The sequence below is a fragment of the Pontibacter harenae genome, assembly GCF_020907245.1.
Lineage (GTDB): Bacteria > Bacteroidota > Bacteroidia > Cytophagales > Hymenobacteraceae > Pontibacter > Pontibacter harenae.
In genome coordinates this window covers 159,791-185,679 of the sequence record NZ_JAJJWH010000001.1, presented here as the reverse complement: position 1 = coordinate 185,679, position 25,889 = coordinate 159,791, and the positions used below count along the sequence as shown (strand labels likewise).

The following is a 25,889-nucleotide window of genomic DNA, read 5'->3' as shown; positions in this document are numbered from 1 at the left end:
GCTTTTGCTTTAATTAGGAGCTTGTAAACCTCTTATTCGAAAAGGAAGTTGATCAGTTCTTCTTGTATAACAGGGTTAATGGCAATAGCCAGAATAACAGAAACAATTAGACCAATGGTAACTGAAAGTATGTCTTTACCAATCAGCCTGAAAGTCTTGCTGAACTTTTCGCCGCTATCCTGCGCACGCAGGCGTATTCCTAACTCACGTCCAGCCAACAAACCAACAAACACCCAGGTAGTACTCATCGGAATGTTGTTTACTTCTTTAAAATAATAGAGAATAACAGAGTAAACTAAATCTATGATTGTAGCGCTTCGTACGTCCCGCACGTCAGACTTTTCGTTAATGATATTCTGGATTTTCTCGCCGCGCTTGTAGAACATAAAGCCTAGGCCTAAGAAAATAAAGCCTGCAAAGGCTATAAACTCTGTTACCTGTAACTGGCGTGGCAGGTAAACAGCAACGTTTGCTAAGTCCTGAGACAACCAGGTGTGCCATAAAAAGCCACTGATAATCCATTGTGCCCATATCCAGGCACCGTGTGCTTCACCTTTAACTAATTTTTTAAGGAGTTTGGAAAGCAGTATGTATATAATCAGGGCAACACCAAAGGCAGCTACATATCCCATCAAACTCTTAGAAACCATGCTAACAATAGCACCAGAGTTGATAGTGAAAACACTAAGCAGCATGAATGTGGTTGATACCGGAATACGGAAGCGCGTCATCAGCAACAGGATGATAGGTGCTGCCAGCTGCAGGAAAACAAAGCTATCAGGTGTTTGGTCGAAGCCTTTAGAAGCCAGGCGCTGATACGTAACATCGCCGTTGAACATATACCAGCTATAAAAGACAGTGCCTAAGAAAATCAGGCCCATAAAGAGCCACTGCCAGTACCATTTTTTATTTTCGTTAGAAACTATAAATGTACCAAGCGTCTGGATACTATCGTTTGCAATGGCGGAATAACCAGCAAAAGCGAATCCTACCCACATGGCAATAGAGGCGTAAGGATATATTATTCCTGCTAGAATAAGAGAAAATGCTATAAAGTATAGAAACTTCTTTTCCTTCTGAAACACTACATCAGAAAGCGCATAGCGTTTTCTGAATTTATATGGTTGGGTGGGTACTACTGGCTTTTTACCTTTTTTAGACTTGGCCATTTTTAAGGATATAGGTGAGAAATAAAAAGTTGCGCAAGTTAGTCTAAAAACAAACGAGGCTGAAGGAGGCAATGTTAAGAAATTGTTAATACACCTGCATTGGAGATAAGAATCAAAGCGTTCTAAAGGAGATGTATCCGCTTCTTCTGCACAAATTCACAGATAGAATTACCATAGTAAAAATCTAAAAACATATCTTTGCTGCATGGCAACAAATGGAAAAACTACTGAAGAAAGCACAGATTTTAAAGATATAATTTCGCATGCCAAGGAATATGGTTTTGTATTTCCTTCAAGCGAAATTTATGATGGTCTGCAAGCTGTTTATGACTACGGCCAAATGGGCGTGGAGCTGAAAAACAACATTAAAACACTTTGGTGGAAATGTATGACGCAGCTGAACCAAAATGTAGTAGGTTTGGATGCAGCCATCTTTATGCACCCGCTTACCTGGAAAGCCTCTGGCCACGTGGACAGCTTTAACGATCCGATGATTGATAATAAGGATTCGAAGAAGCGTTACCGTGCTGATGTACTGATTGAGGATAAAGCAGCACAGTACGAAAGCGAGGGCGATGTAGAAAGAGCAAGAGCCCTGACCGCAGAAATGGGTAAGTTGCTGGAAGTGGAAAACCTGGACGGTGTACGTGACTTAATCATCCGTGAGGATATCAAATGCCCTATTTCAGGAACAGCTAACTGGACAGAAGTACGCCAATTCAACCTGATGTTTTCCACACAGGTTGGCTCTGTAGCAGAGGAGTCCAGCACCATTTATCTACGTCCTGAAACGGCACAAGGTATTTTCGTTAACTTCCTGAACGTGCAGAAAACTGGGCGCATGAAAGTGCCTTTCGGTATAGCCCAAATCGGTAAAGCTTTCCGTAACGAGATTGTGGCGCGTCAGTTCATCTTCCGTATGCGCGAGTTTGAGCAGATGGAGATGCAGTTCTTTGTTCGCCCTGGCACTGAAATGGAATGGTATAACCAGTGGAAAGAAACCCGTAAAAAGTGGCATGAAGCTATTGGTATACCTGCCGAAAGTCTGCGTTTCCACGACCACGACAAGCTGGCTCACTATGCTAATGCCGCTGTGGATATCGAGTATAAATTCCCGTTCGGTTTTAAAGAAGTAGAAGGTATACACTCCCGCACCGATTTCGACCTGAGCCAGCACCAGGAGCTGAGCCGCAAGAAACAACAGTACTTCGATAACGACCTGAACGAGGAAGGTAAGCCGTACGGAAATTATGTACCTTATGTAATTGAAACGTCTGTTGGTGCCGACCGTCTGTTCCTGATGGTGCTGTGCAGTGCTTATCAGGAGGAGGAGATTACCGAAGGAGAAAGCACGAAGTCACGTACTTTCCTGAAGTTACACCCAGCCTTGGCACCAGTAAAAGCAGCTGTATTACCGCTGACTAAAAAAGACGGTTTGCCAGAGAAAGCAACCGAAATATTTGACGCCCTGAAGTATGATTTCAACATCATTTACGAAGAGCGCGACAGCATTGGTAAACGCTATACCCGCCAAGATTTGATCGGAACACCGTTCTGTATAGCTGTAGACCATCAGACTTTAGAAGATGATACAGTTACCGTTCGTGACCGTGATAGCCGCGAGCAGGTGCGCATGCCTATCAGCGAACTCAGAAGCTACATCGACAAAGCCGTAAACTTCAAGAGCATTTTTGAGAAGCTGGCGTAAGTATAAAATATATTATAGCGAAAAGCGGTGCTGCCTTGGCAGTGCCGCTTTTTTTATGGCTACTAGCGCTAGTGCGAGCTTGCAGCTCGTTTCAATTTGCTTCTTATATTATCTCCTGAAAAAAATGGTAAGTAATTGTGTCTTTTATGAGCAAGTGTTATTTAGTAGGCTAACATCAAGAGTAACTTAAAAGCGATACGAGCTATAAGTTCGCACCAGCACCTAGGGTTTAAATTTCCTACAATATACCCCTTCAGATGAGTCAGAAGTGGGTTAAATTCCAAACTTGTACACACAAAGAAGCATCATCCGCAGCATAATATATCCAATAAAAGCCACTGTGGATTAAAGTATAAAAAAAGCAGCTACAATAGTCCATGAACCGCTTTTATACTTTATCAGCAACACTAAAAACTAAATAAGTGCAGCTACATACAAGTAATGGCGTAAGTGAGTAATTTGGTAAGCTGGGAAAACTCAGCTTAGACAGCAAAAGCATGAATATTAACCTGGAACAGCACTTTCCTGAGTACTTTCCCGTTCAGGATCCTGTACTTATCTTCTCTTTGATGCTTTTCATCATTCTGCTGTCGCCTGTGCTGCTGCAGCGGCTGAAAGTGCCAAGCATTATCGGGCTGATACTAGCTGGTGTGGCAATAGGTCCGAACGGTTTCAACATCCTGCTGCGCGATCAGGGCATCGTGCTTTTCGGAACAGTTGGGCTGCTATACATCATGTTCCTAGCTGGTTTGGAAATCGATATGAACGACTTCCGAAAGAACAGGAACAAGAGCTTGATCTTTGGCGCTTTCACGTTTAGTATACCCATGCTGCTGGGGGTGGTGGTTTCTATTTACGTGCTGAACCTGAGCATGATCTCATCTGTGCTGTTGGCGAGCATGTTTGCCTCGCACACTTTGCTGGCTTACCCCATAGCTAGCCGCTTAGGTGTCACCAAAAACAGGGCGGTAAACATAACGGTAGGAGGTACCATTATCACTGATACACTGGCTCTCTTGGTACTGGCAGTCATCACAAAAGCAAGTACAGGTGAGCTAGATACTCAGTTTTGGATTCAGTTGGGTATATCCCTGGCTATATTTTCATTTATTGTGCTGTGGGTGTTTCCGCGGGTTACGCGTTGGTTCTTTAAAAGCTACGAAACCGATGGCGTGGCACACTACATCTTTGTGCTCGCAATGGTGTTCCTGTCTGCGTTCCTGGCCGAGTTAGCAGGTATAGAACCTATTATAGGATCCTTTGTGGCTGGCCTTGCGCTAAATCCGCTCATTCCGCATACCTCGCCACTCATGAACCGCATCGAGTTTGTCGGCAATGCTTTGTTTATTCCTTTCTTTCTGATAGGAGTGGGCATGCTGGTAGACCTGCGGGTACTGTTTAATGGTCCTGAGGCTTTGCTCGTAGCAGGTGCCATGGTAGTGGTGGCTACTTCTGCCAAATGGCTGGCAGCTTTTATAACCCAGAAAGTGCTGCGGTTCAGCAACACAGAAGGGTTGCTGATGTTCGGACTAAGCAACGCACAGGCAGCCGCGACTTTGGCTGCTGTGCTAATCGGCTACCGAATTGGGTTGTTAAACGAGAACATTCTGAACGGCACAATCCTAATGATATTAGTTACTTGCCTCATTAGTTCTATTGTTACGGAGAAAGCCGCCGTGAAACAAGCCATTGTGGATAACAGTCAGGCACCAGACCTCTCAGAGGCTCCAGAGCGTATTTTGGTACCAATCGCCAACACCGAAACCATGGAACAACTGCTGGACCTAGCTGTGCTGTTGAAAAACGCAAAGTCCGTGGAGCCGATTTATCCGCTCATGGTGGTGAATGATGATCAGCAGAGCAGAGGGAAAATTATAGAAAGCAATAAACTGTTGGAGAAGGCAAAGCGGCATGCAGCGGCTACTTCTAGTGACGTAACGGTACTGACCCGAGTCGACCTGAGTATAACAAACGGTATTATCAGAGCGATTAAAGATCGTATGATTACAGAGGTGGTGATTGGTTGGAACCCGAGAGTAACCACAAGAGAAAAAATATTCGGGGGTATACTAAACAACCTGCTGCTGAAAACAGGGGAGATGATACTGGTGGCAAACTTCATACAGCCTGTTAGCACTATAAAAGCCCTGAAAGTTGTAGTACCGCCACTTGCCGAATTCGAGCCAGGGTTTGTACATTGGGTGCATACTGTCAAAACCATTTCAAAGCAAACCAACGCTGCTATCACCATATATGGTTCCGAACTTACCCACAGTCGCATTAAGCAGGTTTTAAATGAAGCAAAGGCTAATGTAGCAGTAAAGTATAAAGTGTTCGAAGATTGGGACAGTTCTTTGCTACCAGAGCGTGATGTTGCTATAGACGACTTGCTTGTAATTATTAGTGCCCGCACTGGCAGCGTGTCCTATAGTTCGTACTTAGCTGATGTGCCTAAGAAATTATCCAGATTGTACGAGGGAAGTAACTTTATCATTATTTATCCAGAGCAGCAGGGAATTGTTTCCTCCAACGATCCACGTTTGTCGCCTATACCTGCTTATTAATTGAATATTGTTGTGTGGATAATTTTTTTAATAATAAGCCTCAGTAGCGTTAAAAAGTACTTTTTTAGAGTTTATGTAAACAGAAACATCTTTATAAGCTGCGCAAAACATGATTTATTTTACAGCTATAACAGGAGATGAAGATGTAAGGAAATTGGATAAAATGTAGTATCTTCCGTTTTTCAACATCATTTAGTCATCATGAAATTGAAGCTACTGATGTGGTTGTTCATCTTAACCTCAGCCACAACGGGATTCGCTCAGTCTGATTCCACCCTTTCCAAACCTGCAGGTGCACCTGTAGTCCTTTACCAGGACACGCTGTTCTATTTAAACAACTCCGAAGGTTCTTTTTCGAAAGAAGAACGTGCCGCCGCCATAAGTAGCCGTATTTTAAAACTGGCAGAAGACAGATTCTTTATTTCTGATTCTGTTAAAGTACAGGAAGGCGCTCTATTCGCGCATGTGATGTACGGCGGTAAGTCCATATTAATCATCAATGAGGCGGATGCAAAGCAGGCAGAGAAATCTAAAACAGAACTAGCCAATTTGTATGCTTTCAAAATAAAAGAAAGTGTGCTGAAGTCTTTGGAAGAGCATAGCCTAAGAGCTATACTGCTGGAAGTGGGGTTAGCTCTATTGGTATTAGTTGTTTTCTTTCTGTTGATAAAATACGTCAACAAGCTTTTTAGATTCCTTTTCCTGAAAATACAGCGGCAGCAAAACCAGCGTATAAAAGGCGTAAAGGTAAAAAATTACGAGTTGTTAACACCTGACAGGCAGGTGGCGATGGTGCTAACGGTGGCAAAATTTATGCGGGTGCTGGTGCTGTTCATGATGGTATACTTCCTGCTGCCAGTGCTGTTCAGCATCTTTCCCTGGACCGAAGGCTATGCCGATACGCTCTTAGCTTATATCATCAGTCCGCTTCGTAAGATTGGCTTAGGCCTGATCAGCTATGTGCCGAACATGCTCACGATACTCGTTATTGTGGTAGTTACGCGTTATGCTATTAAGTTGCTCCACTACCTAGCCGAAGAGGTGGAGACAGGCAAGCTAGAGATTCCAGGCTTTTATGCGGACTGGGCGAAGCCAACCTACAACATCGCGCGCTTCCTGCTGTACGCTTTCATGTTCATCGTAATTTTCCCGTACCTGCCAGGCTCAAATTCTCCCGTCTTTCAGGGGGTGTCGGTGTTTATAGGTATACTTTTCTCGCTGGGTTCTTCGTCGGCTATTGCAAACATGGTGGCAGGTATGGTGCTCACGTACATGCGTTCCTTCAAGATCGGGGATCGTATCCGTATAAACGATATTACAGGCGATGTAGTAGAGAAAACACTTTTGGTAACCCGCATCCGTACAACCAAGAACGAGGACATTACCATTCCGAATGCGATGATCCTAAATAACCATACCACTAACTACACCACCTGCAGCACCGATGCGCAGAAAGGGTTGGTACTTTATACTACTGTTACCATTGGTTACGACGTACCTTGGCCCAAGGTACACCAAGCTTTAATTGATGCTGCCTTGGCTACGCCGCTAGTGTTGAAAGAACCGAAACCTTTTGTACTTCAGACTAGCCTCGACGATTTTTATGTAAGTTATCAACTAAATGCTTACACTTTGGAAGCAGGTAAGATGACCATGATCTACTCAAATATCCACCAGAACATACAGGATAAATTCAATGAAGCAGGCATCGAAATTCTGTCGCCACACTACCGTGCCCAACGCGATGGCAATGCTGTTACTATACCTGCCAATTATTTGCCAACCGATTACGAAGCTCCGTCTTTTCGTGTGGAACAGGTAGTACAACCGCAGCCTCCTATAACAGTATATGAAAATTAAAATTTAATGGCTATGGCTACTTTGATAATTAAAAGAAGCTCTGAATGGAGCAGCAGGATCCGTGACTATCACATTTATGTAGATGGGAAGAAAATAGGGGAGATTGCCAACGGAGAAACAAAAAAGTTTACTGTACCTGCAGGTTTGCATACAGTTAAAGCCAAGATAGATTGGTGCGGGAGCCAGGAGTTTAAAATTGAGCTAACCGAAGAAGAGGTGCAGGAGGTAGAGGTTTCTGGCTTTGCCTTCGGGAAATGGATGATGCCGCTTCACCTATGCATCCTAGCCCTGTACGTTACACTCAGGTTTTTTGCAGGTGAAGAGTTGGCTAGCATCCTTTTGATACTGGTGCTCCCTATGCTGTTATACTTGCTTTACCTGCTAACGTTTGGCCGCCAAAAATTTCTAAGGCTGAAAGTAGCCTAGCTATCGTTTTCTCTACTTTTAAAGCGAAGGCTTCTGAATGAGATTTTATCATATCTTACGGAGGCTTTCCATTCCGTAAGCGTCACCTCTATAGCTTTTTCAGATATTTTTTGCAAAGAGGTACTCTGTAGGTAGAAAAATAAGGCGTTGCTAATCTTGCCTCTACACCTTCAAAACTATGCTTCAAGTTTTCAACTTGGAGCTTTTCATGAGGCAAGTTTTCAACTTGCGTGGTAGTGCTTTATAATCTGTTATCTATGCCTTTACAAACTGGCATTTATACAACCGCATTTATGTTATCGCTAGGCATGCTTTTAGGTTTGTTCTTGGCTAGAAGAATTCTGCCGTTTTTGGTGAGAACACGCAACAACGGCAGGAGACTTTTGTATTCAGAGTACCTTTTACAGTTGTACCCATCATATTTCCGTCACATCTAATCCTACTCCTAATTCCATTTCCCCCTGTCATTCTGAAAGTATTTTTTGTGAGGGAGGTTGAGCAGCAGTGCAGATCTTATACTTTGTCTCTAAGTTTAATAATTATGTAAAATAAATTTTTGGTAATATTAGTCTCCTTAAAGCTATAAGCTGTGAATAAATGAAAGCATAAAAGCTTTAAAAGCTGCCTAAAACAAGAAGCAAGTGTAGCTTTCCACAAGAAGTAAGAATAAGCAACAGCAGGAGTGAAGGAGGTGACAGTAAGCTCTAAGCAAAATTTAGAAAGCTTATAAGGCTGTGGGAAAAGCAGCTGAAAAAGGCCTCTTACCATAACTAAGAGAAGAAAGGCAGATATTTATAAACAGTTGTAAGTATACGATTTAACAATCAAATGTAACCTGCTGCACCTGAATGTTTTAAGCTTCGGCTAAAGTAAATCGGCCTTCACTAAACCTCTTGTCTGCCTTAAGAAGAAAGCCGTATCTATAGGTAAACCAACAAACTAGAAATGGCAAACAACAAGAACGACAAAGAAAAAGACCCCTGCTGGAAAAATTATGAGCAGGTGGGTATGAAGGAGAAGGATGGGAAGCAGGTGCCGAACTGTGTGCCGCAGAACGACTCAAGCAAATCATCTTCATCTGAAAGCAAATAGTCTCACCTTGGCTGAGGCTATTTGCTTTCATCATAAATAAAGTGTGCAGGAATAATTGGTTTTTAAAGTACTAAGGCTGCAGCAGGCAAAGAAGCACAGGCAATTTTATTACCTTTGCCGAATTGTAGCTGATCATGTGGAATAAGATTGCCATTTTCATTATCAAGAACAGGCTGAGGCTCATCATCCTGTTAAGTATACTTACTGCGTTCATGGCTTACAAGTCCAAGGACGTAGAAATGAGTTACGATTTCGCCAATGTGGTGTCGCCCGACGATCCCGATATGGTTTACTTTACCCGCTTTAAGCAAACGTTCGGCGAAGACGGCAATGTTCTGGTGGTGGGGATGCAGGATAGCAAAGTATACCAACTGCAGAACTTCCAGAAGCTACAAAAGCTTTCGCGAGAGCTAACGAAAGTAGAAGGCGTGAAGGCAGTCATTTCGCTGCCCAACTTGGCGCAGGTACAAAAAGATACTGCAGAGCGTAAGTTCATCACCCGAAACATCTTTGAGCCTTTTCCTACAAACCAGCAGCAACTTGATTCGCTGCTGCAGGAGGTGCGTAACCAAGGCTTCTACGACGGGCAAATTATCAACGAGAAAACAGGCGCTACACTTCTGGCTATAAGTATGGAGCCTGCTTACCTTAACTCTGCCCAGCGGGTGGAGGTGATGGACCAGATACTGGAGCATTCAGCAGCTTTCGCCAAAAATACAGGTATACAATTACACTACGCAGGCCTGCCTTTTGTTCGCTCTGTAATGACGACCAAGGTAGCGGCAGAGATGAAGCTATTTCTGGTGCTGGCCCTACTCGTGACAGGTGTATCGCTGTTCCTTTTCTTCCGATCGTTTTATGCCGTACTGTTCCCGCTGCTAGTTATCAGTGTGGTGGTGGTTTGGGTGCTGGGCATCATCTCGCTGCTCGGTTTCAAAATCTCCCTGTTAACGGGACTTATACCTTCCATCATAGTGGTGATCGGAATTCCGAACTCCACCTACATTCTGGCGCGCTACCACCTAGACTACCGCAGGCATGGCAATAAGATCCTAGCGTTGGCCCGTGTCATCAGCAAAATCGGTTTGGTGAATTTAGTGAACAATACTACCACGGCCATCGGCTTTATTGTGTTCACGTTTACACATATCGCGGTGCTGTACGAGTTTGGTGTGGTGGCAGGCATCAACATCTTCGTGACATTCTTCATTAGCATGATTCTGATACCAGCGGTATTCTCATATTTGCCAGCACCTACCGAACGCCAGCTGCGCCACCTCGATGCCAAGCCACTAAACAAACTGCTGGAGTTCTTCGATTACATCGTGCACCGCAAGCGTCACCTGGTATACTTCTTCCTGGTCATTGCACTGGGGCTCTCGTGCTGGGGTATTTATAAGGTGAAGACTGTCTCCTATATGGTGGATGATCTGCCTGCGGAAAGTAGTGTAAATGCCGACCTTGCTTTTTTTGAGCAGCACTTTAACGGGGTAATGCCGCTGGAAATTATCGTGAATACTGGCACGAAGCAAGGCGTGATGCGCCTGCCGAACCTGCGCAAGCTGGAGAAGTTGGAGGATTTCCTGCGCACGCAGCCAATCCTTTCTGCGCCTATCTCTGTGGTGGGTTTAGTGAAAACTGCCACACAAGCTTTTTACGAAGGCGACCAGCACTCGTACCGCCTGCCCGATAATACCGAGCGCAACTTCGTCTTCAGTTATTTGGCCAAACAAGACAAAGGTGAGAATCAGCGCCTGCTCCGTTCCTTTGTAGACAGCACAGGCCAAAGTGCCCGCATCTCCTTAAAAGTAGCCGATGTGGGTTCAAGAGAACTTGACACGCTTATCCAGAAAAAAATAAAACCAGAACTTGCCGCCATATATGGTGGTGAGGGCGTAACCGTAACCGAGGAAGGCAACATTACTAAATTTACTCGCGATGACACGGGCAGCGAAACATCTGTGAGCCTGACAGGTACAACACTGCTTTTCATCAAAGGAAACGAATACCTTATCAACAACCTGAGCTCCAGTTTGGTTTTAGCATTTGTGTTGGTAACTATAACCATCGCTTTGTTGTTTAAATCTATTCGGGTAGTAGTTATATCGCTGATTCCGAACATGGTACCGCTGCTGATTGCAGGTGGTTTGATGGGATTTTTCAACATACCGCTGAAGCCAAGCACAGCTCTTATTTTTAGCATTGCCTTAGGAATAGCCATAGACGACTCTATACATTTCCTGGCAAAGTATAGGTACGAGCTGCAGCGGAACGGTTTTAACGTGAGCCGCGCAATCACGGCAAGTTTACAGGAAGCTGGTACAAGTATGATTTATACTTCCATTATCCTGTTCTTCGGATTCGTTATCTTTGCATTCTCGGAGTTTGGGGGCACAAAGGCATTAGGCTTGTTGATGTCTATCAGTTTATTGATTGCATTATTCACAAACCTGATTATCTTGCCAACCCTGCTGATGAGTTTCGACAATGGCAAGTATGCCCGCGACCCTTATGCTTTAATAGAGCAGATAGACGAGGCTTATTTTGCGGAGGATGATGAGGAACTGGACCTGGATCAGCTGGAATTAAAATTAGAAAAAGAAGAACCTGAAAATGGTAAAGTACAACGAGTATAAAAATCTGAATTACGCCAAGCTGGGCGATGAAGTACTGGAGTTCTGGAAGCAGCAGAATATTTTCGCGAAGTCAGTTTCGACGCGCGAAGGCCACAAGCCGTTCGTGTTTTACGAAGGACCGCCATCGGCTAACGGTACGCCAGGAATACACCACGTAATGGCGCGTGCCGTGAAAGATATTTTCTGCCGCTATAAAACCCTGAAAGGTTTCCAGGTAAACCGTAAAGGTGGCTGGGACACGCATGGCCTGCCTGTAGAGCTGCAGGTAGAAAAAGAACTGGGCATTACGAAAGAGGACATCGGTAAAACCATTTCGGTAGAGGAGTATAACCAGCGCTGCCGCGAAACAGTGATGCGCTTCAAGCACCAGTGGGACGACCTGACCGAGAAGATGGGTTACTGGGTAGACTTGGACAACCCGTACATCACCTTCGAGAATGAGTATATCGAGTCTTGTTGGGCCCTGCTGAAGCGCCTCTACGACAAAGGCTACTTATATAAAGGCTACACCATACAGCCGTACTCGCCAGGGGCAGGTACAGGTTTGAGCTCGCACGAGCTGAACCAGCCAGGCTGCTACAAAATGGTTAAAGACACCACCATCGTAGCGCAGTTTGAGGTGAAGAAGATCACCCGCAACATGTTCCTTTTCGAGAACGAAGACGAGAAGGTACACTTCGTAGCCTGGACAACTACGCCATGGACGCTTCCTTCTAACACGGCGTTGGCTGTGGGCAAAGGCATCAAATATGTGAAGGTGAAAACCTTTAACCCGTATACGTTTGATGCGATTTCGGTTATACTGGCCAAAGACCTGGTAAGCCGCTACTTCAGCGACAAAGCAAAAGACCTTGCTCTTGAGGACTACAAGCCTGGCGATAAGCTGGTGCCTTTTAAAATAGTAGAAGAGTTTGTAGGCAGCGACCTGGCAGGTGTGGAATACCACCAGCTAATGCCGTACGTGCAGCCAGATAAGCCAGCTTTCAGAGTGGTGGTAGGTGATTTCGTAACAACAGAAGACGGTACAGGTATTGTGCATATCTCGCCAACCTTTGGTGCAGATGACTTTAGAGTTGCAGCACAAAATAACATACCTGCGCTGTTGGTAACCGACGAGAATGGCAAGCCAATGCCGCTTGTGGATAAACAAGGTCGTTTCGTGCCTGAGGTAACAGATTTCGCAGGAATGTACGTGAAAAACTACACAGGCGAAGACGAGACAGGTGCTGATTACAAGCCTACAGACGTAAAGATTGCCATCAAATTAAAAGAAGAAGGCAAAGCTTTTAAAGTAGAGAAATACGAGCACACGTACCCGCATTGCTGGCGTACCGATAAACCTGTTCTTTATTATCCGCTGGATAGCTGGTTCATTAAAACCACAGCAGTTAAAGACAGGCTGATCGAGCTGAACAAAACCATCAACTGGAAACCAGAATCTACGGGTACAGGCCGTTTCGGTAACTGGCTCGAGAACCTGGTGGACTGGAACCTTTCCCGTTCGCGCTATTGGGGAACGCCGCTGCCGATCTGGAGAACAGAAGACGGTGAAGAAGAACTTTGCATCGGCTCTATCGCGCAGCTAAACGAAGAAATGGCGAAAGCGGTGGAAGCAGGTGTAATGGACGCCGCTGTAGACATACAAGACCTGCACCGCCCGTACGTGGATAACATCGTGTTGGTAAGCAAGTCAGGGAAGCCAATGCGCAGAGAAACAGACCTAATCGACGTATGGTTCGACTCTGGTGCGATGCCTTATGCACAGTGGCATTACCCAATCGAGAACAAAGAAATATTTGAGCAGAATTTCCCAGCCGACTATATAGCAGAAGGTGTAGACCAGACACGTGGTTGGTTCTTTACGCTGCACGCGCTGGCGGTGATGCTGGAGGACAGCGTAGCCTATAAAAACGTAGTCGCAAACGGCCTGGTGCTGGACAAGAACGGTAACAAGATGAGCAAGCGCCTCGGCAATGCTGTCGATCCATTTGAGATGATTGGAAAGTATGGCCCTGATGCGGTGCGTTGGTACATGATCTCGAATGCGCCACCTTGGGACAACCTAAAGTTTAATGCTGATGGCGTGGTAGAAACACAGCGTCGCTTCTTCGGTACGCTGCAGAACACGTACTCTTTCTTTGCGCTGTACGCCAACCTTGACAACTTTACGTATGCCGAAGCCGATGTGCCGCTGGAAAGAAGAACCGAAAGCGACCGCTGGATCATCTCGAAACTGAACACGCTGGTGCAGGAGGTAGACAGCTATCTGGCGGATTACGATCCGACCAAGGCTGCCCGTGCGATACAGGATTTTGTGGTAGATGATTTGAGTAACTGGTACGTGCGCCTGAACCGCAAACGTTACTGGAAAGGTGAGTACAACGAAGATAAGATCGCTGCTTACCAAACGCTTTACACTTGTTTGGAAACTATCGCAAAGCTGGCTTCGCCTATCGCACCATTCTACACCGAACAACTGTTCCGCGACCTGAATAGCGTGAGCGGCAAGAACAATGTTGAGTCTGTGCACCTGGCCGATTTCCCTGTAGTAGCCGAAGGCGCGGTAGACAAAGACCTGGAAGAGCGTATGCAACTGGCGCAGACTGTTTCGTCGCTGGTGCACTCGCTACGCAAGAAGCACATGATCAAAGTTCGTCAGCCGTTACAGCGTATCCTAATTCCTGTACTGAATGATCATACAAGAGAGCAGATACAGGCGGTGGAAGATCTGATCCTGAGCGAGGTGAACGTGAAAGAGGTGGAATATATCGACGATACCTCAGGCATTTTGGTGAAGAAGATCAAGCCGAACTTCAAGAAATTGGGTCAGGTTTTTGGTCCGAAGATGAAATTAGTAGCCGCCGCCGTGCAGCAAATGACGCAGGAGGATATTGCCCAACTGGAGCGTGAAGGTGGTTTTGAGGTGCTTTTGAATGATGATGAGCGTGCGATATTAACACCAGAAGATGTGGAAATCTCTTCGGAAGATATACCAGGCTGGCTTGTTGCTAACGAAGGCAAACTGACCGTGGCGCTGGACATCACCATTACGGAAGAGCTGAAGCAGGAAGGTATTGCCCGTGATTTGGTAAACCGTATCCAGAATCTGCGTAAAGATAATAACCTGGAAGTACAGGATAAGATACATATTGCGTTACAAGTATCTGATGCAGACGTAAAAGCTGCCGTAGAAAACTTCCGCGATTATATCTGTGCCGAAACGCAGGCGCTTTCGCTGAATTTGGTGGAAGAACTGCAGGGTGCCACGCTACTGGATATAGATGAATACCAGGTGTTCATCCAGCTTCAGACAGAGGCCAACGTAAACGCTTAGACACAAATGAGGCGCAGCGGTAAGTAGAAGCCTGCCGTTGCGCCTGCATTTGCTCATGAAGTATAGGTACAGCCATCGTTTAAATATAAAATGGCTGTTTAATTCTTTTTTATGAAATATTGGAAGTATTACCTGGCGAGTTTAATCGTCATTCTGATTGATCAGGCTGTGAAGCTCATCGTGCATTACAACATGGAGATGGGTATGCCAGGTGAAATTCATTTGATTGGCGATTGGTTGAAGCTGCACTATACCTTGAACCCAGGTATGGCCTTTGGTGTGGAGTTAGGCTCCGACTACGGCAAACTGATCCTGACGCTGTTCCGTTTGGTTGCCATGTTCGGTATCAGCTATTACCTGTATTACCTGGCCAGCCACAAAGCTCCTAAAGGCTTAATCTGGTGCATAGCGCTTATCTTAGGTGGTGCTATTGGTAATCTCATCGACAGTACCTTTTACGGTGTATGGTTCGATAATGCGCCTTATGGTTCGTCTACGCCTTGGTTTCATGGGCAGGTAATCGATATGTTTTATGTGGATATATGGGAAGGTTACATACCTGAATGGGTGCCGTTACTTGGTGGCCGTCCTATGTCATTATGGCCAATCTTCAACGTTGCCGATTCTGCCATCTTTATAGGTGTGCTGTTAATCCTGTTAAACCAGAAGCGTTTCTTCGGCACAAATGAAGAACCAGCACGGCAACATCAACCTACTTTTGAGCGAGAGCAGGAGCAAGGACTGTAGTGCTGCGCTTAATTAAGAATTAAAAATTATAAAATAGAAATGAGGCATACACTGCCGCATTCAATAGTTGACCCAAAGCATAAAAATAGAAGGGGCTGTTCCACATGGAGCAGCCCCTTCTATTTTTATATGATGCCGCATGACCTCACAGTGTCTTCCAGACCTGTTAGTGTCTTGCCAGCTACAGAGCAAAATGGTTTTGATCTTTTACGCCAGTACTCCTTTTTCCTGCAGCGCCTCCCGTAAGGCCTCAGGCGAAGTGAAATGTATAGACGGTATACCTATTTCCTCAGCTGCTTTTATATTGCGCAGGTTATCATCAATAAACAGCGTTTCCTCTGGCTTTAGATTATACCTGTTCAGTAGCGTGTTGTAAAAACTAGGGAAAGGCTTGCGGTCTTTTTCAGTACCCGACACCACAATGCCATCAAACCAGTTCAGGAATTCAAAACGTTCCTGCGCAATTGGAAACGTCTCCTCTGACCAATTCGTAAGAGCATAGAATTTATACTTGTTTTTTTCCTTCAACTCATTGAATATCTCAACTGTACCTTCAATAGCACCGCCTAGCATCTCCTCCCAGCGGCCGTAAAAAGCCTTGATGTTCTCCTCATGCTCAGGACACTGTGCTACCAGCAAATCAGTAGCTTCCTGCAACGAGCGGCCAGCATCCTGCTCCTCGTTCCAGTCGGGGGTGCAGATATTTTCGAGGAAGTGCAGCATATCGGCTTCTTCTTTAAACAGCTTGCGGTACAGGTAGTGCGGGTTCCAGTCGATCAGTACAGCGCCCAGATCGAAGATGATCGTATTTGTCATAGTTTATATTTTATCACTTTAATATTGTGGCTAAAGATAGCACCTCCTGTATCGGCTATCAAGCTTCAAGGTTTCAAAATCTAGGATGGAATTAAAAGCTTCAGTATAAAAACTCTTACTTTTACAACAACACAAACTTTCAACAAACTTGCCCAAAACAGCACCTATACTGCAGGTAAAGCACCTCCAAACTACTTTTTCCACACCGCATGGCACTACAAAAGCCGTCGATAATATTTCGTTTGAAGTATATCCTGGCGAAACAGTGGCGATAGTGGGAGAGTCGGGATCAGGGAAATCGGTAACGGCTTTGTCGCTGATGCGGCTGTTGCATACGCCACCAGCTAAGATAGCGGCAGGCGAGGCTATTTTTCAGTCGCAGAAGCTGGGGCAAGTGGACTTGTTGGCTTTACCTGAAAAGCAGATGCAACAGGTGCGGGGCAACGAGATTTCTATGATTTTCCAGGAGCCGATGTCGTCGCTGAACCCCGTTTTTACCTGTGGAAAACAAGTGGCAGAGGTACTGTTGCTTCACAAGAATGTTTCCAGAAAAGAGGGCAAAGAAAGAACTATAGCGCTTTTTGAACAGGCTAAGCTGCCAAATCCAGAGAAAATTTATGCCGCTTATCCACACCAGATTTCGGGAGGGCAGAAGCAGCGGGTAATGATAGCCATGGCCATGGCCTGCAAGCCCAGCCTACTTATGGCCGATGAACCCACCACTGCTTTAGATGTAACGGTACAGGCACGCATCCTGCAGCTGATGGATGAACTGCGGGTAAAGGAAAACACAGCGGTGCTGTTTATTTCGCACGACTTTGGGGTAGTAGCCGAAGTTGCGGATCGTGTGCTGGTAATGTATAAGGGCAAAATAGTAGAGCAGGGAAAGGTGCTGGATATCTTCACTAATCCGCAGCACCCTTACACTAAAGGCTTGCTGGCTTGTCGTCCGAAGATGTCGTTTAAGCCGCAGTATATACTTCCTACCGTTTCAGATTTTATGGAGGAGGATGCGTTTGGGAACATCATAAAGCAGACAAGAGAGGTACGGGAGCCATTGCTGGTTGGTGTGGTGAGTAACCATGAAAACATGGTGACAGACCTAAAGCAGCAGCAGGAGAAGCGCCTACAGCCGCCTTTATTGCAGGTGGAAAACCTGAAAGTATACTTCCCCCTCAGGAAAGGCTTCTTCTCCCGCACCATTGACTACACAAAGGCTGTAGATGGAGTCAGTTTTGAGATAAAAACAGGTGAAACAGTTGCCTTGGTAGGCGAATCAGGTTGTGGAAAAACTACCCTAGGCCGTGTGCTTATACGGCTTATAGAGCCTACAGAAGGAAATATTCTTTTTGAAGGCAGAGATCTTACAAAGCTTCAGGCAGAAGACTTGCGCAAAAGCCGCCGTGATTTTCAGATTGTTTTCCAGGACCCTTACGCTTCCCTCAACCCGATGCATACGATAGGCGAGGCTGTAATGGAGCCGATGCACGTGCATAAACTGTATGCCAGCACAAAAGAACGCCGTGGAAAAGCAATGGAACTGCTTGAGAAAGTGGGACTTTTGCCAGAGCATTTCGATCGTTATCCACATGAGTTCTCGGGTGGGCAGCGGCAGCGGATAAGTATAGCCAGAGCCTTGGCCCTGCAGCCGAAGTTTATTATCTGTGATGAAGCTGTTTCTTCCTTGGATGTTTCGGTGCAGGCGCAGGTGCTGAACCTGCTGAACCAGTTGAAGCAGGAGTTCCAGATGACATACCTTTTCATCACCCACGATCTTTCCGTAGCTAGGTACATGGCAGACAGCATCCTGGTGATGAACAAAGGGCAGATCGTGGAAAGCGACACACCAGATCAGATCTTTCAGAATCCGCAGCAGGAATACACCCGCACCCTCATCAGTGCCATCCCGAAAGGGGAACCAGCAGATATTATGGCGGCACAGGAGAGACGGCAGGCGATGCGGGTAAACTAAACCTGTCACCATTGCTTTTACGAGAGCGTTCGATATACCATAAATTGATATCTTGCGGCTGTACTAAGCATATCCGAAGTAATGTTTTGCTGTTGTTGTGTTTTCGTCACCACTTCCTTCCGCATCACTAATTCCCCTACAAAACCGTTTATATAGAAATTTCTCTATAACTTCACCTCAAATTACCCGCCTACTTTAACCTAAGCCCCTGCCTAAGGCGTATAGTATCTAAACTGCTTGGGTTAAAGAATTTTGGATTCGGCTGTCACATTGAAAGCCATCCATAGAGATAATATTGATACATGAGAAGTAAAAAAGACAACAAAGGCGGCAGAGACAAAGACAGCCGCAACGACAGAAGCAGCTCCCGCAGAGGAGATTCAGCCTCTAACAGAAGTTCATCAGGTAAAGGAGGCGAATCATCCTCCAGAAGAGGCGGCTCTTCTAAAAGGGGCAGCTCCCGTAGCGACAGAGAGCGCAAATCGGCCAAAACCATTGTGCTGGAGTCATTCTCCGACAGCCCTGATACCGTTTTCACGCAACGCCAGATTTTCCGCCGCTTAGGCATCGTAGATCAGAAAGGCCGTGAGTCGGTAACGGAAATACTCAAGAACCTGGTGCACGAAAACAAACTGCTGCTGATAGACGGCGATAAGTACCAACTGAACTTGCGCGTGAACATTATTACGGGCCGTGTGGATCTGGCTAACAGTAAGTATGCCTACATTGTGTCGGAGGAGATGGAAGAGGACGTGCGTGTTTTCAGGGAGCACCTGAAATATGCCATGGACGGTGACCTGGTGAAGGTGGAAGTGCTGCCAACTGTTCGCGGTGGTCGTGCCGAAGGCATGGTAGTAGAGGTGCTGGAGCGCTCGCGCACCGAACTGGTAGGCATTATGGAGCTCTCTAAGAACTTTGGTTTTGTGGTGCCCGATTTCAAGAAACTATATTTTGATGTGTTTGTGGGCGAAAGCGGCCTAAACGGGGCACAGGCTGGTGATAAGGTATTGGTGAAGATTGTGGAGTGGCCAAAAGGCGCTGGCAAAAACCCGACAGGCGAGGTAATTCGTGTGTTTGGTCCTGCTGGTGAGCACGAGGCCGAGATTCACTCTATTATGGCAGAGTTCGGTTTGCCTTTTGAATTTCCTGAAGAGGTAGAAGAAGAATCGGAAAAGATATCGGAGAAGATAACAGCAGGCGAGATTGCAAAGCGCCGTGACTTTAGAGATGTAACCACCTTTACCATAGACCCTGCCGATGCGAAAGACTTTGACGATGCCCTATCGATACAGAAGCTGGAGAACGGGCACTGGGAAATTGGGGTGCATATTGCCGATGTAACGCATTATGTAACACCACGCAGCGTGCTGGAGAAGGAAGCTTTCCACAGAGCCACCTCGGTTTATCTTGTGGATAGAACGATACCAATGTTGCCTGAGCGCCTCTCAAACGGCCTTTGCTCCCTTCGCCCGAACGAAGAAAAGCTGACTTTCTCCGCTGTTTTTGAACTCGATGATAACGGTAAGATTTACGACCAGTGGTTTGGCCGTACCATTATCTATTCCGACCGCCGCTTTGCTTATGAAGAGGCGCAGGAGCGTATCGAAACAGGCGAAGGCGACTTTGCAGAAGAGATCAACATTCTGAACAACATTGCACATAAGCTAAAAGACAAGCGCTTTAAAAACGGTGCTATCAGCTTTGAAACAACAGAGGTTAAGTTTAAGCTGGATGAGAACGGAAAGCCGCTGTACATCTATGTGAAGGAGCGCAAGGATGCACACAAGATGATTGAGGAATTTATGCTACTCGCAAACAAAAAGGTAGCAGAGTATGTTTACAACCTCGGAAAAGGCAAGCGTCGCCCTACCATGGTATACCGTACGCACGGAGCACCAGACCCAGACAGGCTGAGCACTTTCTCGTTGTTTGCCCTTAAATTCGGCTATAAAGTCGATCCTGAAGGCGACATTTCGGAAGAGTTGAACAACCTGGCCGAGGAAACAGTGGGCAAGCCTGAACAGAGCGTACTGCAGAACTTGGCCATCAGAACTATGGCGAAAGCAAAGTATAGTACCGAGCCAGAAGGGCATTTCGGTCTTGCCTTCGATCATTATTCACACTTTACATCGCCTATTCGTCGTTATCCTGATATGATGGCGCATCGCCTGTTACAGCATTACTTAGATGGTGGCAAGTCAGAAGACAAGGAGGAGTACGAAGAGCGTTGCCGCCATTCTTCGGAGATGGAGAAACGTGCCGCCGACGCAGAACGTGCCTCAATCAAATACAAGCAGGTGGAGTTTATGAAAGATACCATCGGCAACCAATACAAAGGCATTGTGTCTGGTGTAACAGAATGGGGTATCTTTGTGGAGATCGAAGAAAACAAGTGCGAAGGCATGGTGCGCTTATCCGACCTGAACGATGATTACTATGAGCTGGATGCAAACAACTACCGCATTATAGGTCGCCAGAGCAAACGCATTATTTCGTTTGGCGATGAGGTGATGGTAGAAGTAAAAAGTGTGAACATGAACGACCGTACCATCGATCTGGAACTAGTAGAGACACTAAAACAACATTAAAATTTCTGTGGATATCAGCACCCTTTCTGACAAGATAAACTATACTTTATCCACCCTCCGCTACGGCGAAAATCCTGCGGAACTGTACGAACCGATCCGCTACATTATGTCGTTGGGCGGAAAGCGCATAAGGCCTTTATTGGTGCTTTTGGCTGCAAAAATGTATGATGAGGATGTGGAAAGCGCACTTTTGCCCGCTGCGGCAGTAGAGGTTTTCCACAACTTCACGCTGATGCACGACGACATAATGGATAAGGCTCCGCTGCGACGTGGGCAGCAAACCGTGCACGAAAAATGGAATGCCAACATAGCTATTCTGAGTGGCGATGTGATGCTGGTGCAGGCTTACCAGTTGTTGCTGGGCGTAGAGCAGGACAAGCTGTCGCAGGTGCTGAAACTCTTCAGCAAAACCGCCGCCGACGTATGCGAAGGCCAGCAGTACGACATGAATTTTGAGCAGCGCGAGCAGGTAAGCATACAGGAGTACATCCACATGATTACGCTGAAGACGGCAGTGCTGCTTGGGTTTAGTTTAGAATTAGGTGCTGTACTACAGGGAGCACCAGCTGCCGATGCCGAGCACCTGCGGCTTTTCGGCAACAACATTGGCATTGCCTTTCAGCTCCGCGACGACCTGCTGGATGTGTACGGCGACAAAGACAAGTTTGGAAAGCAGGTGGGCGGCGATATCCTCTCTGATAAAAAGACTTTCCTGATGCTAACGGCGCTGGAGCAGGCGAACCAGGAGCAATTGCAAACGATAGTTGGCTGGCGCAGCCATACCAACGAAAGTATAGCCGAGGAAAAAGTACGAGCCATTACTCAAGTATACGACCAACTCAACATTCGTCAGCAAACCGAACAGCAGATAGAGCTATACTTCCAGAAAGCTATTGAGCATTTAGATTCGGTGCAGGTGCCAGAGGGGCAGAAAGCAGTTATCCGCGGCCTGGCTCTGCAGCTGATGGAGCGGGATAGCTAATCGCTAACTTGTTGTTAAATGGTTGGTTCTCTGAAATATTAGAACCCTTCATGAACCGTTTAACTATGTATCCAGTCAGTTATTCAATCATTCAGTCATTCAAAATTTAAAAATGAGCGTTACCATAATTCTAATTATCATCACCGTAGGCATCTCTTGGTATGCTTGGCAAAATGCTGACATTATGCATAAATGGATTTTCCAGCCCTATGCCGTGCAGCGCGATAATTCCTGGTACCGCTTCATCACCTCTGGTTTTCTGCATGCCGATTTCACGCACCTGCTGTTTAACATGCTAACGCTGTTTTTCTTTGGAGATGCTGTAGAAATGACTTTTAGTATGATTTTCGGCCCAACAACAGGTATACTGCTGTACCTTTTGGTTTATTTGGGAGGTATTATTGTAGCAGATATTCCTACTTATATCAAGCACCGTAACAACCCTGTTTATCGTGCCTTGGGTGCTTCTGGTGGAGTTTCTTCTGTGGTATTTGCTAGTATTCTTTTTTACCCGACAAATAATATTTGTCTATACTTTCTGCTTTGCCTCCCTGGGTTTATACTTGGTGTGCTGTATATTATGTACTCCTATTACCAAGACAAGCGTATGGGCGACAACGTGAATCACAGTGCGCACTTGGTGGGTGCCCTTTACGGCTTTGTGCTAAGCCTGATACTGGTGCCACAGGCCTTGCCTAACTTTTTTGAGCAGATCAGTAACTGGCGCATGTTTGGGTAATCAGTAATATCTTAATTAGCGGCTGGTAGAAGTATGAAGCTTGTTCAATATAAAAGGAGTATGGCTTTTGCTGCTCCTTTATAAATGTGATCTAGATAGGCATATAACACAGTGTAGATTAAGCTGTGTGGTGGGCTAAGCAGGATAGAAAGTTTGGTTGCTAAAGCATTAAAGTACAATAACTTTTGTACGGTTAAATGGTGTACAGTATATGTATAGTATTGGTTTTTTGCAGCTTAATAGCAATATTTATAAAATAAGTCTAATTTTGGAAGGAATAATATAATCCATTTTAATACTATCCACGTAAGAGGATGTAAGATTATGTACAACTCTAACATCCAGATATCCCAAGAGAAGTCTATAGTACAGGTTGCCCAAAACCTGTGCTACAAGTTGCTATACAACCCTAGCAAGAACAGGGTTTATTTCACTATTATTGGCTATTGGAAAAATAAAGATGCTGTGCCAGAGTTTTTGCAACATTGGAAAACAGCGTTACGTCTTGTTAAGCCCAATTTTACTATTCTTACGGATATGAGCTCAATGATTACTCATCCGCAAGAGCTAAACGATCTACACGCTCAGGCGCATAAACTTGTAATGCAAGCAGGTGTTGCAAGAACAGCCCACGTTATACCTGCCGATAAAATTGCTAATCTCCAAGCTAAGGCTATAGCCGATCATACAGGCTTTGTTGTAGGAAACTTTGCTACATTAAAGGAAGCTGATGAATGGTTGAACAAGGTTTCTGTGGAATATTAATTCATAAAACTTTACTCATCATCTCTGCTTTTATCTTTCCCTTATTTTACCGCCCGTGTAACCGTATCTGATTAATTGAAGTTATAGTTACCATTTTAATGGTTACGCCGCTATCAGGCTATTTTCTGCGCTTTTGTATATTAGCAAAAGAACAAAGGCAGTTTTTGCTAAACTATAACTTACCACCCATGTATGACTCTTGAAATTTGGCTGGTTCTAACCATTATAGGCATAGCTGTAGCACTTTTCGTAAGCGAAAAATTGCAGATAGACACGGTGGCAATGCTTACCATGGTGCTGTTTATGGCTACGGGTGTGCTTACTCCTGCCGAAGGATTAGCTGGTTTCAGTAATCCTGCTACTATAACGGTAGCAGCCATGTTCATTATCAGTACAGCTATTTTCAAGTCTGGGGCATTGAATAGCATAAGCACCATGCTCACGCGCGTGGGCCGCAAAAACTATCTGTTTTGTTTGTTGTCACTTATGCTAATCGCAGGAGGTTTATCGGCATTTATAAACGATACGGCTGTTGTGGCACTGCTTATGCCAGTTGTAATACAAGTAAGCCAGGAAACTAAAATTAGTCCATCAAAACTCTTGATACCTCTATCTTTCGGAGCACTAATGGGAGGTGTCTGCACGCTTATAGGTACTTCTACCAATATTTTGGTAAGCGGCATTGTACAGGCACATGGAGAGGAGTCTCTAAAAATGTTTGAATTTGCTCCCTTAGGCATTGTTTTTCTACTCTCTGGAGTTGCTTATATCTTTTTTATAGGAAGGCATTTGTTGCCAAACCGTAAATTATCTAAAGACCTTACAGAAGACTTTAAAATGGGCAAATATCTGACAGAAATCATTCTGCTGCCCGATTCTTCTTCTGTGGGGAGTTCTATAATCGATTCAAGCCTTGTACAAAATCTAGATATAGAAGTGCTGCAGGTAACACGTGATCAGGGCAAAGTACTTAAGGCATACCCATCTATGGTACTGCACGCAAACGATGTGCTGAAAGTACGTTGCGATGTAGAAAAACTGAAGAAGCTGAAAGCAGAAAAGGGCATAGAATTAAAATCGGAGCGTAAAATCAGAGAAAAGGATCTATACCTGAGCCACACGAAACTTTTTGAGGCGATCATACCCCCAAACTCTTACATAGAGGGAAAATCTTTGAAAGAGTTAAACTTTAGAGCCTATAATTACGGGGCTTCAGTTCTTGCCATACGGCATCGTGATGAGATTCTGCATGAAAAGTTAACACATGTAAAGCTTTCGCCAGGAGACGTTCTTTTAATTGCTGCTGATGCCTACCAGGCGGAGAAGCTTCGGATGAATGAGGATATTCTTTTAATATCGGAAACAGAACGTAGCTCTTACGACTACAGTAAAATTATTCCAGTGCTGTTGATCAGTACAGGGGTTATACTTACTGCGGCCATCGGTTTAGTTTCTATTGTGGTCAGTGCTTTGGTGGGTGTCATGCTGCTGCTTCTTTTTCGTTGCATCCGTGTAGATGAAATCTATAAAGCAATAGACTGGAAGGTAGTTATTATGCTGGCAGGCGTGCTTTCTATGGGTGCTGCTTTAGATAAAACTGGAGCTTCAAGGCTTTTGTCTGGCTTTATGGTAGAAGGAATTGGCAAGTATGGACCTCATGCGCTTCTATCGGCTTTTTTCTTTATTACGTTTATGGCTACCAACTTTATGTCTAATAATGCCACGGCAGCCTTGCTAGCTCCTATAGCTATTGTTGCAGCAGAGCAAATGGGGGTAAGTGTTAAACCTTTCCTGATGGCAGTTACCTACGCCGCCTCCCTCAGTTTTATGACGCCCATGGGTTACCAAACCAACACCATGATCTACGGCCCAGGCAACTACAGATTCTCTGATTTTTTAAAAGTAGGAACTCCTCTAAACCTCCTGTTCTGGCTGATCGCTTCTCTACTCATACCTTTTTTCTTTCCGTTTTAAGCAATGTTCCACGTGTGGCGTTGTAAAGGCAGATCACCTTTTGTTTTCACTGTGGTTGATTATGTGACTAAGTGCTAGAGTTGTTAGAGGCTGCTTTAGAGATAATCTTCTTTGGTAGAACTTAGTATTCTCTATTGCCATTTCAGATATCAACCGTGCCTTCCTCTTTCAATTCTTTATGTTATAGCTATACAAATTTCACCTTTACAAGCCTCACTTTTTCTGTAAAGTAACTCTAACCAATCATTTGATAGCTAAATATCAATTTATATCTTAACAATTTATGTTAAGTTAACGTTACTAAAACATTAACAAATCATTAACTAGCATAGTTGGTAACAATGCCACGCCTGAAGCATTTGCTAAGGTAAATTTTAGGGAGCGTGTACTTTTCTAAAAAATTACCAGATGTTATAACAATTAAATCCTACTGTTTGTTGGTAGAGGAATTAACTGTATTCAAGCCAGCTAATGTTTCTAATGCATGATACAGTGATGAAGGCTTGTTGTGAAGAGG

Annotated in this window: 16 protein-coding genes; 14 read left to right on the top strand and 2 right to left on the bottom strand. The window is 45.0% G+C overall.

The features are described 5' to 3' along the window. Nucleotides 1-32 precede the first annotated feature (32 nt). On the bottom strand, nucleotides 33-1,169 hold the full coding sequence (locus LN893_RS00790; RefSeq protein ID WP_229967321.1) for a hypothetical protein: 1,137 nt from the start codon (nucleotides 1,167-1,169) through the stop codon (nucleotides 33-35). 205 nt (nucleotides 1,170-1,374) lie between these two features. On the opposite strand from LN893_RS00790, the gene LN893_RS00785 reads away from it, so the two are divergent. The 8 genes from LN893_RS00785 (at nucleotide 1,375) to LN893_RS00750 (ending at nucleotide 15,536) form a co-directional block, all read left to right on the top strand. Then, nucleotides 1,375-2,877 (top strand): glycine--tRNA ligase, encoded by a 1,503-nt coding sequence (locus tag LN893_RS00785; protein ID WP_229967319.1) that lies wholly within the window; start codon nucleotides 1,375-1,377, stop codon nucleotides 2,875-2,877. A 497-nt stretch (nucleotides 2,878-3,374) separates the two neighbouring features. Beyond that, nucleotides 3,375-5,441: a cation:proton antiporter gene (locus LN893_RS00780; RefSeq protein WP_229967317.1), complete on the top strand. Its 2,067-nt coding sequence runs from the start codon at nucleotides 3,375-3,377 to the stop codon at nucleotides 5,439-5,441. Between the two features lie 201 nt (nucleotides 5,442-5,642). Continuing rightward, nucleotides 5,643-7,301 (top strand): mechanosensitive ion channel family protein, encoded by a 1,659-nt coding sequence (locus LN893_RS00775; protein WP_229967315.1) that lies wholly within the window; start codon nucleotides 5,643-5,645, stop codon nucleotides 7,299-7,301. A gap of 12 nt (nucleotides 7,302-7,313) precedes the next feature. Further along, on the top strand, nucleotides 7,314-7,727 hold the full coding sequence (locus tag LN893_RS00770; RefSeq protein ID WP_229967313.1) for a DUF2846 domain-containing protein: 414 nt from the start codon (nucleotides 7,314-7,316) through the stop codon (nucleotides 7,725-7,727). 945 nt (nucleotides 7,728-8,672) lie between these two features. Further along, complete coding sequence (locus LN893_RS00765) at nucleotides 8,673-8,819, top strand: hypothetical protein (protein WP_229967311.1); 147 nt, start codon at nucleotides 8,673-8,675, stop codon at nucleotides 8,817-8,819. 134 nt (nucleotides 8,820-8,953) lie between these two features. Continuing rightward, nucleotides 8,954-11,455, top strand: coding sequence for an efflux RND transporter permease subunit (locus LN893_RS00760; RefSeq protein WP_229967309.1), 2,502 nt, complete (start codon nucleotides 8,954-8,956; stop codon nucleotides 11,453-11,455). Next, nucleotides 11,433-14,789: an isoleucine--tRNA ligase gene (gene ileS / locus LN893_RS00755; protein ID WP_229967306.1), complete on the top strand. Its 3,357-nt coding sequence runs from the start codon at nucleotides 11,433-11,435 to the stop codon at nucleotides 14,787-14,789. The genes LN893_RS00760 and ileS overlap by 23 nt, the downstream gene beginning before the upstream one ends. Nucleotides 14,790-14,900: 111 nt before the next feature. Continuing rightward, nucleotides 14,901-15,536 (top strand): lipoprotein signal peptidase, encoded by a 636-nt coding sequence (locus LN893_RS00750; protein WP_229967304.1) that lies wholly within the window; start codon nucleotides 14,901-14,903, stop codon nucleotides 15,534-15,536. A 207-nt stretch (nucleotides 15,537-15,743) separates the two neighbouring features. On the opposite strand, the gene LN893_RS00745 is transcribed toward LN893_RS00750, so the two are convergent. Next, nucleotides 15,744-16,352 carry an HAD family hydrolase gene (locus LN893_RS00745; RefSeq protein WP_229967302.1) on the bottom strand — a complete coding sequence of 203 codons (609 nt, stop codon included), beginning with the start codon at nucleotides 16,350-16,352 and terminating at the stop codon, nucleotides 15,744-15,746. Between the two features lie 148 nt (nucleotides 16,353-16,500). Between LN893_RS00745 and LN893_RS00740 the strand changes: the two genes are divergently transcribed. From LN893_RS00740 to LN893_RS00715, 6 genes are all read left to right on the top strand, one after another. Then, a complete protein-coding gene (locus tag LN893_RS00740; RefSeq protein WP_229967300.1) occupies nucleotides 16,501-18,324 on the top strand; it encodes an ABC transporter ATP-binding protein in 1,824 nt (607 codons plus the stop codon). Between the two features lie 302 nt (nucleotides 18,325-18,626). Further along, nucleotides 18,627-20,912 (top strand): ribonuclease R, encoded by a 2,286-nt coding sequence (gene rnr / locus LN893_RS00735; RefSeq protein ID WP_229967298.1) that lies wholly within the window; start codon nucleotides 18,627-18,629, stop codon nucleotides 20,910-20,912. Between the two features lie 7 nt (nucleotides 20,913-20,919). Next, the gene (locus LN893_RS00730; protein WP_229967296.1) at nucleotides 20,920-21,894 is read left to right on the top strand and encodes a polyprenyl synthetase family protein; all 975 of its coding nucleotides are present in this window, start codon (nucleotides 20,920-20,922) and stop codon (nucleotides 21,892-21,894) included. Between the two features lie 112 nt (nucleotides 21,895-22,006). Continuing rightward, complete coding sequence (locus tag LN893_RS00725) at nucleotides 22,007-22,633, top strand: rhomboid family intramembrane serine protease (RefSeq protein ID WP_229967294.1); 627 nt, start codon at nucleotides 22,007-22,009, stop codon at nucleotides 22,631-22,633. 324 nt (nucleotides 22,634-22,957) lie between these two features. Continuing rightward, a complete protein-coding gene (locus LN893_RS00720; RefSeq protein ID WP_229967292.1) occupies nucleotides 22,958-23,398 on the top strand; it encodes a hypothetical protein in 441 nt (146 codons plus the stop codon). 192 nt (nucleotides 23,399-23,590) lie between these two features. Next, nucleotides 23,591-25,372 carry an SLC13 family permease gene (locus LN893_RS00715; RefSeq protein WP_229967290.1) on the top strand — a complete coding sequence of 594 codons (1,782 nt, stop codon included), beginning with the start codon at nucleotides 23,591-23,593 and terminating at the stop codon, nucleotides 25,370-25,372. Nucleotides 25,373-25,889 lie beyond the last annotated feature (517 nt).